Raw genomic sequence first — 13436 nt, 5'->3', positions numbered from 1 at the left:
TTTTAATAAACAGCCTGTCTGTATGATTCAAGAGGTGCATCTCTATATAGTTTTTCAATATTATAATAATCTCTTTCATCTTTATGGAATACGTGTACGACTACATTTGCCAAATCAATAAGGATCCATCTCGCATCATTAAAGCCTTCCATTCGTTTAACTTCAATTTCCGCTTCATTAGCTGCATCTTTGACTGCACGTGCGATAGACTGAACTTGTTTTTCATTATTTCCGTGGCAAACCACAAAATAGTCTGTCATATCACTAATACCTTGCATATTTAAAGAAATAATATCTTCTGCTTTTTTATTCTCAGTTGCTTCCACAGCTAATTTTAATAATTGATCTGATTTCATTTAATCATCCTTTACTCTTTCGTCACTGTAATTGTAATAATTCAAGCATGCAATCGTCGCGTCATAGACATTAATATCTTTATTAATTAAATATAAAACGGTACGCTTAGATATTTCATATATTGTTTTATCTAAGCTACCTTTATTGTATGCTAAATCTCTAATTTCTTCAACGCCTGGGGTTTGACGCCCAGGTTCTATATAGTCTGCAATAAAGACAAGTTTCTCTGTTTTTGTCATTTGAGCACGACCTGTCGTATGGTTTTTTATCGCTAATAATACTTCTTCATCATCGATACCATACTTCTCTTTCATAATAACCGCACAAACAGGTCCGTGTAAAATTTCCGAACCATAACTTAATAAATTGCTATCTAAATCATGTTGCGTAACAACTTGATACATCGTTCCTAAATCATCATATTTAGAATAATCGTGTAATACACCCGCAAGTTCTGCTTTATCTTTATCACCATCATAAATATCTGCTAATTTAACCGCAGTTTCAGCCACTCTTAATGAATGGTTAAACCGCTTTTCAGGCAATTTCTCTTTGACAATTTCTATTGCTTCATTAACTTTCATATAATCCTTCCTCTCGGATATATTGTTCAACACTTGGAGAAACGAGTGCTTGAATATTCTCTTTATTCTTCACTCTTTTTCTAATTAATGTTGAGCTTATATCAATACGTGGAATTGTTATCGATAGCATATCTGATTCGACTTCTTGTGTCGTTTTATCTCTATTGACGATTACAAAAGTAATGTACGATTTTAATTCATTAATCTTATACCACTTATGCAGTTGATTATATTGGTCTGTCCCTATCACAAGATAAAGTTTTGCATCAGGATGCTTATCTAAAATATACATCACTGTATCATAGGTATAACTTTGTCCTCGTCTTTCTATTTCATTTAAACAGATACGACCAAAACCCAGATCATCTATAACAGATTGAATCATATCAACTCTATATCGACCTTCCAAATAATCTGTATGTTCTTTTAGCGGAGATATAAAACTAGGTATAAAATAAAATACGTCCGGTTTTATAAATGCGTTAACTTCACTAGCTACGACCATGTGGGCGATATGAATCGGGTTAAATTGCCCACCATATAAGACAATCGATTTAGCCATTATGGTAACTGAATTTGTTTATTATCTTGTGATTCTTTGTAAAGTACAATCATCGACCCGATTACTTGTACAATATCACTACGTGTTGCATCACTTAATGATTGTGCTAAGTCATTTTTATCTTCAAAGTTGTTTTGCAATACATGTATTTTAATTAACTCTCTATTTTCTAGAATATCTTGTATTTGCGCTACCATATTGTCATTAATACCAGCTTTCCCTATTTGAAAAGTTGGATCTACGTTATGAGCTTTACTTCGTAAAAATCTTTTTTGTTTACCTGTTAACATAATTCAATCTCCTTTTATAAATATTTTAAAACAGTGTCTTTCATTATTTGAATTTGTGGTAATTCACCTGTCCAAATTCTATAACTTTCAGCACCTTGGTATACGAACATATCTAATCCATTATGAATAGGATTTCCTTTAGCTTCTGCAATTTCTAAAATAGGTGTCTTAAATGGTACATAAACGATATCACTCACTAACGTGTGACTATCCAAATTATCAAGGTTAATAATAACCTCTTTATTTTGATTCATACCTGCTGGCGTTGTATTGATAATAATATCAAATTCTGATAATGCTGCTTCAGCTTCTTGTAAACTAATTTTATTCACTTCTAATTGCCAACTTTCAAATCGATCCATAGATCTATTGGCTACTGTAAGTTTGGGTCTAACGAATTTTTTTAGTTCATTAGCGAGCCCTTTACTCGCACCACCAGCGCCTAAAATTAATATATATGCATCTTCTAAATCTGGATATACTTGTCTTAAACCTGTTACATAGCCAATACCATCCGTATTGTAACCAATCCATTTACCGTCCACAATTTTCACCGTATTAACTGCTCCAACTGTTTTTGATTGTTCATCGATTTCATCCAGATAGGGTATAATACGCTCTTTATGTGGTATTGTAACGTTAAATCCAGAAAGTGCTTTGTCATTAATTATATCTTTGATACGATGAAAGTCTTCGTTTCTAATATTAATCGCTTCATAAGATGATAAATCATTTAAAGCTGCAAAATTTGCATTATGCATAACTGGTGATAAAGAGTGATCAATAGGATTGCCTATCACTGCGTACTTCACATTAAACCCGCCTTACATTATAGAATTTCGTAATACGACATCGACATTTTTAGGTACACGAACAATGATTTTAGCACCTTCATCAATGGTAATAAAACCTAATCCAGAAATCATAACATCACGCTTTTCTTTACCTGTTTCTAGGCGTACGGCTTTAACATTTTGCAAATCAAAATGATCTGGGTTATTAGGGGGCGACAATACATCCCCTAATTGATTACGCCACAATTTATTTGCATTTTCCGTTTTAGTTCTATGGATATTAAGATCATTTGAAAAATAACATACTAATGGTCGTTTACCACCACTTATATAATCAATACGTGCTAAACCACCGAAAAATAATGTTTGTCCTTCATTTAATTGATATACACGTTGTTTAACCTCTTTTTTAGGCATGATTGTTTTTAATTCTTTTTCCGTTACGTAATGCGTCATTTGATGTTCTTGAATCACACCAGGTGTATCATACATGAACGAAGTGTCATCAAGTGGTATATCAATCATATCTAAAGTTGTACCAGGGAATCGAGAAGTGGTAACTACATTCTTTTCACCCACACTGCGCTCTATCAATTTATTAATCAGTGTAGATTTACCTACATTTGTAGTCCCTACAATATAGACATCGTCATTATTTCTCAAAGTATTAATAGCATTCAATAAATCTTCGATACCCTCATTTTTTTCAGCAGAAATTAAAATGACATCTTCTGCATCTAAGCCGTATTTTCTCGCTGTTTTCTTCAACCATTCTTTTACACGGCGTTTATTAATTTGTTTCGGTAATAAGTCTAGTTTATTACCTACTAAAATGATTTGTTTATTTCCAACAATGCGTTTGATTGCATTAATAAAAGATCCTTCAAAGTCAAAAACATCCACAACATTTACAACAATACCTTTTTTGTCTGCTAAGCCATTAAGTAAATTTAAAAAATCTTCACTATCCAAGCCTACATCTTGCACTTCGTTGTAATTTTTTAACCTAAAACATCTTTTACAAATAACGTCTTCTTTATAAAGACTACTTTCTGGAACATATCCAGGCGCATCTGAATCTTCAGATTGTAAGGGTGCGCCACAACCGATACATTTTAATATCTCAGTTTCTGCCAATCAATTTTCCTCCCATTTAATATAACCTTTTTCTCTAAAATGCTGTAGTAATCTACGTTCAATCATGCGATTAAACTTCGTTATAAATCCATCTGTTTTTTTCACTGGGACAACCATAATTGTGAATAATCCGCGTCTATTTCCGCCAAACACATCTGTTAGCATTTGGTCTCCAATGACAACTATTTCTTCTGGATTCAAATTCATTAATTTAGATGCTTGATTAAAGGCGCGACCTCTGGGTTTTTTTGCTTTAAATATATAGTCCACATTTAATGATTTTGAAAAATTGCCTACGCGTTGTTCGTTGTTATTTGAAACAATTGTTACAGTTATGCCGAGTTCTTTTGCTCTATCGAACCATTCTTTTACTGCTTCTGTTGGATCAGCTACATCCCATCCTACAAGTGTGTTATCTAAATCTGTAATTATACCTTTTACGCCTGAATTTGCGAGTTTTTCTATATCAATTTGAAAAATAGATTGTACATATTCGTTTGGCATAAAATAGTGCTTTATCATACCCATGTTTTATTTCACCTTTTTATATAGTTTTAATTAAACGATCAACAATTTGACTTGAAGCAATTGCTGCTTTTTCTAAGAATGCTTCGAATGTTATACCTGCATCACCATCTGCTAAATCAGAAATAGCACGTGTAATTATGAATGGTAGGTTAAACTGATAACATGTCTGGGCAATCGCTGTTGCTTCCATTTCTGCTGCCATGGCTTGTGGAAAGTTTGTTTTGATATCTGCGCGTTGTTCTGCAGTGCCAATAAAACTATCTCCACTTACAATTAAACCAGATTTAGCAACCCATTTTTGATCATTTATTGCTTCTTTTGCTAATTCAATTAAATGGCTATCCGCAACAAATTGTGCAGGCATTTGAGGAATTTGACCCAATTGATAACCAAATGCTCTTGCATCTGCATCGTGATAAGCTACCATGTCACTTACTACAATATCTCCGACACCAAGTGATTTGTCTAATGCACCCGCCGAACCTGTATTAATAATTAAATCTGGGTGAAAACGATTTATTAATAAAGTAGTAGAAATTGCAACATTTACTTTTCCAATACCACTTTGAGTCAAGATAACTTCTTTATCATGTAAACGCCCTTTATAAAAAACAACATGAGCAACATTAATTATTTCTAAGTTAACAATTTTATCTTTTAAGATAGCTACTTCTTCTTCCATAGCACCTATAATACCTATCATTATATTTCACCTCATCTTAAAATCCTAGCCTCTGTTATTCTACCATATTTGAACACATAGCTCGATAATAGTTCAATGTTTTTGCATAAAATAATAATTATTGAAATTATTTAAACTTTTTAATTATATTAACTATCATAAATTCGTTTGTTTTAAAAACTTAACATGAAAAATACCCTGAACTTAATGTATTGTAACCATAAGTCAGGGTATTATCTATTTTCATTTAGCTACCAAATAATTCAGTTAAACCTTGAAGCGAGAAGATACCAGTTACAATCGTTACGACTACTGCAACAATCCCGAACCAAAGCATCCATGTCGGGTGTTTGTAATCTCCTACGATTGATTTACGTTTACTAGCAATTAATATCGTACCTAATGTAATAGGTAAAATCAAACCATTTAGTGCACCTGCTACAATAAGTAGCGTGACAGGTTTGCCTAAGAATAAAAATACTAACGTTGACACTAGAATGAAACTAATTACAATAATATTCGTTTTATTATAAACAGATTTATGTAATGTTTTTAAGAATGTTGCACTTGTATATGCAGAGCCAATAACTGAAGACATTGCAGCCGCAAATAGTACAATACCGAAAATATTTCGTCCTATAGGCCCTAACACATGTTCAAATACAGAAGCAGGTGGATTATCAGCATTCAATGTAACGCCCGTTACTACTACACCTAATACAGCTAAGAATAATAATGTTCTTAGTACACCAGTTGTTAATATACCTGAAATCGCAGCCTTATTTACAAATGGTAAATAATCTTTACCTTTAATTCCAGAATCTAATATTCTATGTGCGCCAGCAAAAGTAATGTATCCGCCAACCGTACCACCAACTAATGTGATAATTGGTAAAACAAGCGCTAGTGGTTGCTCTGGCATCACTAAATGTTTTGCAGCCTCAGCATAGGGTGGATTGGCTTTAAACATAACAAAAGCGACAACGATAATCATCAATACACCTAAAAACATTGTTACGACGTCCATTATCTTTTGTCCACTTTTACTAATAAATATTGCAATTGAAAGAACAGCAGTAATTGCTGCACCTATTTTAACATCTAACCCAAATATCGCATTCAAACCTAATCCAGCACCGGCTATGTTACCAATATTAAAAGCTAGACCACCAACTGCAATGAGGATTGATATAAATGTACCCAGTCCATTAAAAATCTCATTAGCTACTTCTTGTCCACGTTTACCTGTAACAACGAGTACACGCCAAATATTAATCTGTGCACCAATATCAATTAATATAGATAGTAAAATTGCAAATGCAAAACTAGATGTAAATTGTGCTGTAAATACAGCAGTTTGTGTTAAAAATGCTGGTCCTATCGCGGATGTTGCCATTAAAAACACAGAACCTAATAATAACCTTTTGTGATTTTTAGTAAACTGGAAATCTTTCTCGCTTGACCTTAATTTTTCTCCCATTGCTTAGCCCCCTAGCCTTGTAATTGAAATGCCTTCTTTCGTTAATTGTTCTCTAATTTGTGTTACAAATTCAATTGCATGTGCCCCATCGCCGTGCACACAAATAGTATCTGCTTTAATATCTATTGTATTGTTATTTTTTGTAATTACTTTTTGAAATTTAACCATATTTATCACTTGTTTAATCGCTTCATCTGTATTGGTAATCAATGCATCAGCTTCTTTTCTGCTTACTAACTGTCCATCGTCTTCATAACGTCTGTCGGCAAAAACCTCAGAAGCTGTGGACAATCCTAAAGCCTGTGCTTCTGAAATTAATAAAGTATTAGAAAGTCCCACATAGATTAAAGTCGGATCAAAGTCATAAACTGCTTTTGCAATAGCATGCGCAATAACTTTATCTCTTGCTCCCATTTGATAAAGTGCACCATGCGGTTTAACATGATTAATCTTAACGTCATGAATTCTACAAAAACCATTCAATGCACCTAATTGATAAACAACAATATCATAAACTTCTGCAGGAGATAAATCCATATTTCTTCTGCCAAAGCCTTGTAAATCAGGAAGTCCTGGGTGTGCGCCGATACCTATACCGTTGTCTTTTGCAAGTTTAATGGTATCGTTCATCACATGTTGATCGCCAGCATGAAAGCCACATGCAATATTTGCTGATGTTATTAAAGGAATAATTTGATTGTCACTACCAAATGAATAGTTACCAAACGCTTCTCCTAAATCACAATTCAAATCTACTTTCATTTATACTTCCTCCTTTAAAATTTGATGTCTATCTAAAAATTTAATGTCTACTTGGCTTGCATCACCATCAGCATATTCAGGATAAGATAATACAGCATACAGAAAATCAGCAGTTGTCGTAAAACCATCGATGACCATTTCATCAAGTGTTACTTTTAATTTATTAATAGCAAGTTGTCTAGTGGAAGACTTCACAATCACCTTTGCAACTAATGAATCATAATATGGTGAAACTTTATATCCGTGATATAACAAACTATCAACACGTATATTAAAGCCCTGTGGCAGATGTAAAGCTTCTACAGTGCCTGGTGTAGGTTGAAATTGTTTCTCTGGATTTTCTGCATTGATTCTTGCCTCAATGACATGACCATCAAAAGTAATGTCTTCTTGTGTGAATGGTAGTTCATTATGTTGCATGAGATACAATTGTGCTTGTAATAAGTCTCTGTTTGCTCTCATCTCTGTTACTGTGTGTTCAACTTGGATGCGTGCATTCATTTCTATAAAGTAATACGCATCATCCGTAACTAAATATTCAATGGTGCCTGCACTGCGATAATGAGATGCACGCGCCACTTTAACAGCATCATTACACATTGCTTCTCGCATCGACTCAGAAATTGCAGCGCATGGTGATTCTTCAATTAACTTTTGATTTTTCCTTTGTACAGAACAATCTCTTTCACCTAAGTGAATAAAATTATTTTTGCCATCACCGATAACTTGAACTTCCACATGTTTTGCAATAGGGATGAAAGCTTCAACATAAATACGGTCATCATCAAAATACTTTTTACCCTCACTTTTAGCTTCTTTAAAAGCTTTTTCGAGTGACGCTTCTTCTTTGACAATACGTATACCTTTACCGCCACCACCACTCGCTGCTTTTAACACAAGTGGATAACCAGTATCTTGAGCAATAGATTTCACTTCACTTATCGAATCAACATCACTTGTAGAACCCGGAATAATAGGAACACCGACATTATCAACTGTTTGTCTAGCAGTGATTTTATCCCCCATCATTTCCATAGTTGTCTTAGTAGGACCAATAAAATAAATCTCGTTCTCTTCAACTTTTTGGGCAAACGATGCACTCTCCGATAAAAAGCCGTACCCTGGATGAATCGCGTTAGCTTGTGTTATTTTGGCTGCGCTAATAATTCTGTCTTGGTTTAAATAACTTTCAATTGGATTTGCCTCACCTATACAAACAGCTTGATCTGCTAAACTTACATGCAAACTTGATTCATCACCTATCGCATAGATTGCAACAGTTTCAATATTTAGTTCTCTGCACGCTCTTATAATACGTACAGCAATTTCTCCTCTATTTGCTATCAGACAACGATACAATGCAAACACCCCTTTATTTGACTTATTTTACGTTAACAATCAGTTGATTGTATTCTACGCTCGAACCGTGCTCAACTAAAATTTCTTCTACAACGCCTGAAACATCGCTTGTTACTTCATTAAGCACTTTCATCGCTTCAATATATCCGACTGTATCTCCTTTTTTAATTTCGTCACCCACTTGTATAATAGGGTTTGTTAACTCTTTTTCGTCTTGTAAGAAAAATGTGCCTACCATTTGAGATTTAATTTGTTGATATGTATGCTCATTTGTTGAATCATTCTCTTCATTTTTAGCATTATCTATTTTATTACTATCATTTTTTTCTGCTTGGTTTGATGTAATATGATTTGCATCATTCTCAGTAAAATCAAGTTCGATTTCGTTTTCATAGTCTTTATATTTAAATTTTTTAACGTCGTTCTCTTTAACTAATTTAATTAACTGTTCTATTTTTTCAAAATTCATTATAATTCCCCTTTTAATAAATTTTTGATTCGTGACGCTGTTGGTCGAAGTTGTTTTATTTTAAAAATTGGATTTTTTATTATTTCTTTTCTTTTTTCAGAAAAACATTTTTCTTTTTGCTTTAGTGTCTTGATTGCATCTTCGACTGATATCCATTGGAATCGTATGGTTTCACCTGGCTGTTTTTGTGCCAGTATCGATAAATCAGCTGCACAAACTGTTGCAATTTTAGTATAGCCTCCCACAGTTTGCTTATCATTCAGTAAGATAATGGGATTACCATCGTTAGGCACTTGAATACTACCAAGTGCTACTGGTTCTGAAATGATATCTGCAGAATTGGTTGGCGCAATATTTTCGCCTTGTAAGCGGAATCCCATACGGTCAGATTTTTCTGAAATTTTAAACGATTCAGATGTTAATTTTGCTTTTACTTCTTCTGAAAACTGCTCTATTTGTGGCCCTTCTATAATATGAATCGTGTGTTGTTCATCGTTTTCATTTTCAATACGCGCACTTATACCTATCTGAGATAAATAGTGATCGTTTTGTTGAATAGTCAATACATCACCTTTTTTTAAAGCTCGTCCTTTATAGCCGCCAATTTGACTACGGGTGTGTGTGGCATAACTATTAGCTATCAAAGGTACATTGATAGGTTGTCCAAAAGCTATGTATCCTCTGGCACCATGTAACGCTGAATTTAACTTTAATATATCGCCTTTTTGTGCTTTAATAACCGTTTGATGAGATATAGGTTCATCATTAATAGTAGCGTCAAACTGAGCACCTGTTATAACAAAGGTATTATCTGCTAAAAATTGAATGGACGGGCCGATAATTGTAACTTCTATTGCAGATCCTTCATTATTAATTAATGTTTGTGCAAGTCTATACGCATAGATGTCTAATGCACCAGCTGTTGAAAACCCTTGATTTTGATAACCAATTCGCCCTTTGTCTTGGATTGTACTAAACAAACCGGGCGTTAATATTTTAATACTCATTACTTACTGTCACCCACTTTTCAATATCAAATTGATTACTTTTTTGTTCCTCTTCAATCTGATTTAAGGTTTGTTCATTAATAGCATAAAACTTAATATAATCTCCTGAGTTGTATAAACACATTGGATCTCGATTTATATCAAACACTTGTATAGGTGTTTGTCCGATAATTTGCCAACCACCTGGAGAAGATTTTGGATATAATCCTGTTTGGTTATTTGCAATACCAACAGAACCCGCAGGAATACTTGTCCTCGGTTCCTCTCTTCTGGGTGTATGTAATTGTTTATTTAACCCTCCTAAAAATGGGAAACCTGGCATAAAGCCCAGCATATATATTAGGTAGGTATTTTCAGTATGTAATTTAATAACTTCTTCTGAAGTTAATTGATTATGTTTCGCGACTGTTTCTATGTCTGGGCCACGGTCACCACCATAGTATACGGGTATATGTAAAATTTTAGATTGTGAGTTTGATGTCAGTCCTGCATCAACATCAACATTGCCTAAGTCCAAGCTGTTTATGATTTCTGTCGCATCGCTTTGAGTGATATCGATAGTCAACATAATTGCGCGATACGAAGGTATTATTTCTAAAATAGCTTTATTACTTTGATCCTTAATATACTGTTCTATTCGCTGTACTTCTTTAAAAGTATCAGGATCAATCTGTTCATCAAAATAAATCATGATGGTTTGTTCATTAATGATTTTATATTCCAGAAACGTTGCCCCCTTTGTTAATTATCACAACTTATTATAAAAACAAACTAAGTTGTACATTCAACATTTCTATTATATCATTTATTATAAATTTCTGTTTAATAGCAAATAATTATCATAGATTATAATAAATAATGAATTCGGCTTATATGAAAAGAATCAATATAGATAGCCTAAATAATTTTATAATTGTTATCAATTTATCAGAATATAGTCTGCAAGTATAGAAATATTTTAGCAAAGTGTAAAATCCCCCCAGACATTTAACATGTGTGGGGGGATTTGCACTAAAACTTATTTGATATTTACGATTTTAACATTTATTTCTCCACCATTTGGTAGTGGAACACGTACTTCATCGTCTAATTTTTTGCCAATTAAACTTTTGGCCATAGGTGATTCGTTAGAAATTTTACCTTTAAATGCGTCTGACTCTGCAGAACCAACAATTTGATATTCTTCTTCTTCTTCACCAGGTAATTCAACAATCGTAACTGTTTTACCTAATTGTACTTCGTTATTATTACCTGTATCTTCGATAATAAGTGCATTACGTAACATGTTTTCTACACGTTGGATATCTTGCTCAATAAAACCTTGTTCATCTTTTGCCGCATCATACTCTGAGTTCTCTGATAAGTCACCAAAAGAACGGGCAATTTTAATTTTTTCAACGACTTCAGGTCGTTTAACAGTTTTTAATTCTTCAAGCTCATGTTCTAATTTCTCAAAACCTTCTTGCGTCATTGGATATTGCTTTTGGTTTTCCATTATGTCATCTTCCTTTACTTATAAATACTATTGTTTACTAACTAAAGTTTGAATCTTCGTCGTCATTATATCGATAGCTACTTTATTACTTCCGCCTTCTGGTATGATAATATCTGCGTATCTCTTAGTTGGTTCTATGAATTGATTATGCATAGGCCGAACTACATTCAGATATTGATTAATAACAGATTCCATTGTACGTCCTCTTTCTTCGGTATCACGAAGCAGACGTCTTAATATGCGCAGATCAGCATCTGTATCAACATAAATTTTGACATCCATTAAATCTCTTAATGTTTTGTTTTCAAGTGCAAATATACCTTCTACGATGATAACATCTTTTGGCTCAAATGCAATCGTTTCCTTACTTCTCGTATGATTTGAGTAGTCATATGTTGGCACTTCAACCTGCTTACCATTCCTCAAGTCATTCAAATTGTCAATTAATAAATCATTATCAAATGCAAATGGATGATCGTAATTGGTTTCTAAACGTTCATCAAAAGTTAAATGTGATTGGTCTTTATAATAATAGTCTTGAGCCAATAGTGCAACACTATGACCTTCTAAATTTTTCATTATTTCGTTTGTAACGGATGTTTTCCCCGATCCTGAACCACCGGCAATGCCTATTATTGTTGTACTTTTCATTATCCAATTTCCTTTCTCATCATGTTATTCGCATAAATTGGATGATCGACTTTAATTTGAACTATCTGCAACGGATGGCGTGCAGCATCAAGTTCATTTCCCTCTTCATCATAAATTGTTTCCACAACTTGTCGAAAAGTATCAATTTCTGGTCCAAAAAATTCAATTTCCTGTCCAGGTTCAAATTTATTGCGTTGTTGTACTGTAGCAATTTTAGTCGCTTTATCATAATCTAACACTAACCCACAGAAATCATAAGCAGAATTTTTCTTATTTTGTTGACCAAACATTTGCTCTTCATAACCTGGTGTACCTTCTATAAATGCAGATGCAGTATCTCTATTAGCGCATTTGTCTAGTTCAATCAACCATTCTGGCTTAATCTTAAAGTTCTCTGGATCACTTGCATATGCGTCTATAACTTTTCTATAAATTGAGACTACTGTCGCAATATAATGTATGGATTTCATGCGTCCTTCAATTTTTAAAGAATCTACACCAATATCCATCATATTGGGAATCGATTCTATTAATTTCAAATCTTTAGGGCTCATTGCAAAAGGTGCAACCTCATGATCACCATAATATAAATCTAATTCCCCATCAGATTCAATATGTAATAAATCATAATCCCATCGACAACTTTGACAACACCCACCACGATTTGAGTCACGCGCAGTCATATGATTACTTAATGTACATCTTCCTGAATAAGCAATACACATTGCACCATGTATAAAAGATTCAATTTCAATATCAACTTTTTCTTTCATCTCTTTCATTTCCATAGCACCTGTCTCACGTGCTAAAACAACCCTATCTAAACCTTCTTCTTTCCAAAACTCAACTGCTTTGTAATTAGAAAGTGATTGCTGTGTTGAAAGGTGGATTTCCAATTCTGGCGCTACTTTTTTACAAGTTTCAATTATAAGCGGATCAGCAACGATAATACCAGTTGCACCTGTTAATGCTAAATCGCGTAAATAGGTGTCTAAGCCGTCTATATTTTCATCATGAGCAATTATATTAGTGGTTACGTATATTTTAGCACCATAACGCTTTGCAAATGCAACACCCTCTTGGATTTCTGGCATTGTAAAGTTATCTGCATTAGATCTCAAACCATATTCTTGTCCACCGAGAAAAACAGCATCTGCACCATAATGTATAGCTATTTTAAGTTTCTCTAAATTACCAGCAGGTGCAAGAAGTTCAGGCTTTTTCATTTTAGGTTTGTTTTGAACATTAATTTCTTCTAAAATTTTCACGAGTTAACCTC

The 13436-nt window shown here is 33.6% G+C and carries 17 protein-coding genes; all 17 read right to left on the bottom strand.

Going from position 1 to position 13436, the window contains the following annotated elements; all coding sequences use genetic code 11:
• Window positions 1–2: 2 nt before the first annotated feature.
• Window positions 3–356: a ribosome silencing factor gene (gene rsfS, locus ACP7BT_RS01305; protein WP_011302986.1), complete on the bottom strand. Its 354-nt coding sequence runs from the start codon at window positions 354–356 to the stop codon at window positions 3–5.
• The gene (yqeK, locus tag ACP7BT_RS01300; protein ID WP_041080588.1) at window positions 357–941 is read right to left on the bottom strand and encodes a bis(5'-nucleosyl)-tetraphosphatase (symmetrical) YqeK; all 585 of its coding nucleotides are present in this window, start codon (window positions 939–941) and stop codon (window positions 357–359) included.
• Entirely contained in the window at window positions 931–1503 is a 573-nt protein-coding gene (gene nadD, locus ACP7BT_RS01295) for a nicotinate (nicotinamide) nucleotide adenylyltransferase (RefSeq protein ID WP_041080586.1), read from the bottom strand. The genes yqeK and nadD overlap by 11 nt, the downstream gene beginning before the upstream one ends.
• Entirely contained in the window at window positions 1503–1793 is a 291-nt protein-coding gene (gene yhbY / locus ACP7BT_RS01290; protein ID WP_002483139.1) for a ribosome assembly RNA-binding protein YhbY, read from the bottom strand. Before yhbY ends, nadD begins: the two co-directional genes overlap by 1 nt.
• A gap of 14 nt (window positions 1794–1807) precedes the next feature.
• Entirely contained in the window at window positions 1808–2605 is a 798-nt protein-coding gene (gene aroE, locus ACP7BT_RS01285; RefSeq protein WP_041080585.1) for a shikimate dehydrogenase, read from the bottom strand.
• 12 nt (window positions 2606–2617) lie between these two features.
• Window positions 2618–3724, bottom strand: coding sequence for a ribosome biogenesis GTPase YqeH (gene yqeH / locus ACP7BT_RS01280; RefSeq protein WP_041080584.1), 1107 nt, complete (start codon window positions 3722–3724; stop codon window positions 2618–2620).
• Window positions 3725–4252: a YqeG family HAD IIIA-type phosphatase gene (locus ACP7BT_RS01275; protein WP_041080583.1), complete on the bottom strand. Its 528-nt coding sequence runs from the start codon at window positions 4250–4252 to the stop codon at window positions 3725–3727. It lies immediately after the preceding gene.
• Window positions 4253–4268: 16 nt separating this feature from the next.
• Complete coding sequence (gene mtnN, locus ACP7BT_RS01270) at window positions 4269–4955, bottom strand: 5'-methylthioadenosine/S-adenosylhomocysteine nucleosidase (protein WP_002483135.1); 687 nt, start codon at window positions 4953–4955, stop codon at window positions 4269–4271.
• Between the two features lie 226 nt (window positions 4956–5181).
• Window positions 5182–6414 (bottom strand): NRAMP family divalent metal transporter, encoded by a 1233-nt coding sequence (locus ACP7BT_RS01265; RefSeq protein WP_041080582.1) that lies wholly within the window; start codon window positions 6412–6414, stop codon window positions 5182–5184.
• Window positions 6415–6417: 3 nt separating this feature from the next.
• Entirely contained in the window at window positions 6418–7176 is a 759-nt protein-coding gene (pxpA, locus tag ACP7BT_RS01260) for a 5-oxoprolinase subunit PxpA (RefSeq protein WP_041080581.1), read from the bottom strand.
• A complete protein-coding gene (locus tag ACP7BT_RS01255) occupies window positions 7177–8535 on the bottom strand; it encodes an acetyl-CoA carboxylase biotin carboxylase subunit (protein WP_041080580.1) in 1359 nt (452 codons plus the stop codon).
• 22 nt (window positions 8536–8557) lie between these two features.
• Entirely contained in the window at window positions 8558–9004 is a 447-nt protein-coding gene (locus ACP7BT_RS01250) for an acetyl-CoA carboxylase biotin carboxyl carrier protein (protein WP_041080579.1), read from the bottom strand.
• Window positions 9004–10011, bottom strand: a complete 1008-nt coding sequence (locus ACP7BT_RS01245) for a biotin-dependent carboxyltransferase family protein (protein WP_041080577.1) — start codon at window positions 10009–10011, stop codon at window positions 9004–9006. The genes ACP7BT_RS01250 and ACP7BT_RS01245 overlap by 1 nt, the downstream gene beginning before the upstream one ends.
• The gene (gene pxpB / locus ACP7BT_RS01240) at window positions 10001–10735 is read right to left on the bottom strand and encodes a 5-oxoprolinase subunit PxpB (protein WP_075339786.1); all 735 of its coding nucleotides are present in this window, start codon (window positions 10733–10735) and stop codon (window positions 10001–10003) included. The genes ACP7BT_RS01245 and pxpB overlap by 11 nt, the downstream gene beginning before the upstream one ends.
• 294 nt (window positions 10736–11029) lie before the next feature.
• Window positions 11030–11506 (bottom strand): transcription elongation factor GreA, encoded by a 477-nt coding sequence (gene greA / locus ACP7BT_RS01235; protein ID WP_002483128.1) that lies wholly within the window; start codon window positions 11504–11506, stop codon window positions 11030–11032.
• A gap of 27 nt (window positions 11507–11533) precedes the next feature.
• Window positions 11534–12157: a uridine kinase gene (gene udk, locus ACP7BT_RS01230; RefSeq protein ID WP_011302972.1), complete on the bottom strand. Its 624-nt coding sequence runs from the start codon at window positions 12155–12157 to the stop codon at window positions 11534–11536.
• Entirely contained in the window at window positions 12157–13425 is a 1269-nt protein-coding gene (locus tag ACP7BT_RS01225; protein ID WP_011302971.1) for a peptidase U32 family protein, read from the bottom strand. The genes udk and ACP7BT_RS01225 overlap by 1 nt, the downstream gene beginning before the upstream one ends.
• Window positions 13426–13436 lie beyond the last annotated feature (11 nt).

The sequence above is a fragment of the Staphylococcus sp. Y174-1 genome, from assembly GCF_049897865.1.
GTDB classification, from domain to species: Bacteria; Bacillota; Bacilli; order Staphylococcales; family Staphylococcaceae; genus Staphylococcus; species Staphylococcus saprophyticus.
Note: the sequence above shows the minus strand (reverse complement) of the source record. Positions and strands in the feature narration are given on the sequence as shown.

Excerpts from the sequence above, each read along its gene's own strand:
- mtnN (WP_002483135.1), bottom strand. The coding sequence starts at position 4,955 with ATGATAGGTATTATAGGTGCTATGGAAGAAGAAGTAGCTATCTTAAAA.
- yhbY (WP_002483139.1), bottom strand. The coding sequence starts at position 1,793 with ATGTTAACAGGTAAACAAAAAAGATTTTTACGAAGTAAAGCTCATAAC.
- nadD (WP_041080586.1), bottom strand. The coding sequence starts at position 1,503 with ATGGCTAAATCGATTGTCTTATATGGTGGGCAATTTAACCCGATTCAT.
- udk (WP_011302972.1), bottom strand. The coding sequence starts at position 12,157 with ATGAAAAGTACAACAATAATAGGCATTGCCGGTGGTTCAGGATCGGGG.
- yqeK (WP_041080588.1), bottom strand. The coding sequence starts at position 941 with ATGAAAGTTAATGAAGCAATAGAAATTGTCAAAGAGAAATTGCCTGAA.
- rsfS (WP_011302986.1), bottom strand. The coding sequence starts at position 356 with ATGAAATCAGATCAATTATTAAAATTAGCTGTGGAAGCAACTGAGAAT.
- ACP7BT_RS01245 (WP_041080577.1), bottom strand. The coding sequence starts at position 10,011 with ATGAGTATTAAAATATTAACGCCCGGTTTGTTTAGTACAATCCAAGAC.
- ACP7BT_RS01265 (WP_041080582.1), bottom strand. The coding sequence starts at position 6,414 with ATGGGAGAAAAATTAAGGTCAAGCGAGAAAGATTTCCAGTTTACTAAA.
- ACP7BT_RS01250 (WP_041080579.1), bottom strand. The coding sequence starts at position 9,004 with ATGAATTTTGAAAAAATAGAACAGTTAATTAAATTAGTTAAAGAGAAC.
- ACP7BT_RS01275 (WP_041080583.1), bottom strand. The coding sequence starts at position 4,252 with ATGGGTATGATAAAGCACTATTTTATGCCAAACGAATATGTACAATCT.
- pxpA (WP_041080581.1), bottom strand. The coding sequence starts at position 7,176 with ATGAAAGTAGATTTGAATTGTGATTTAGGAGAAGCGTTTGGTAACTAT.
- greA (WP_002483128.1), bottom strand. The coding sequence starts at position 11,506 with ATGGAAAACCAAAAGCAATATCCAATGACGCAAGAAGGTTTTGAGAAA.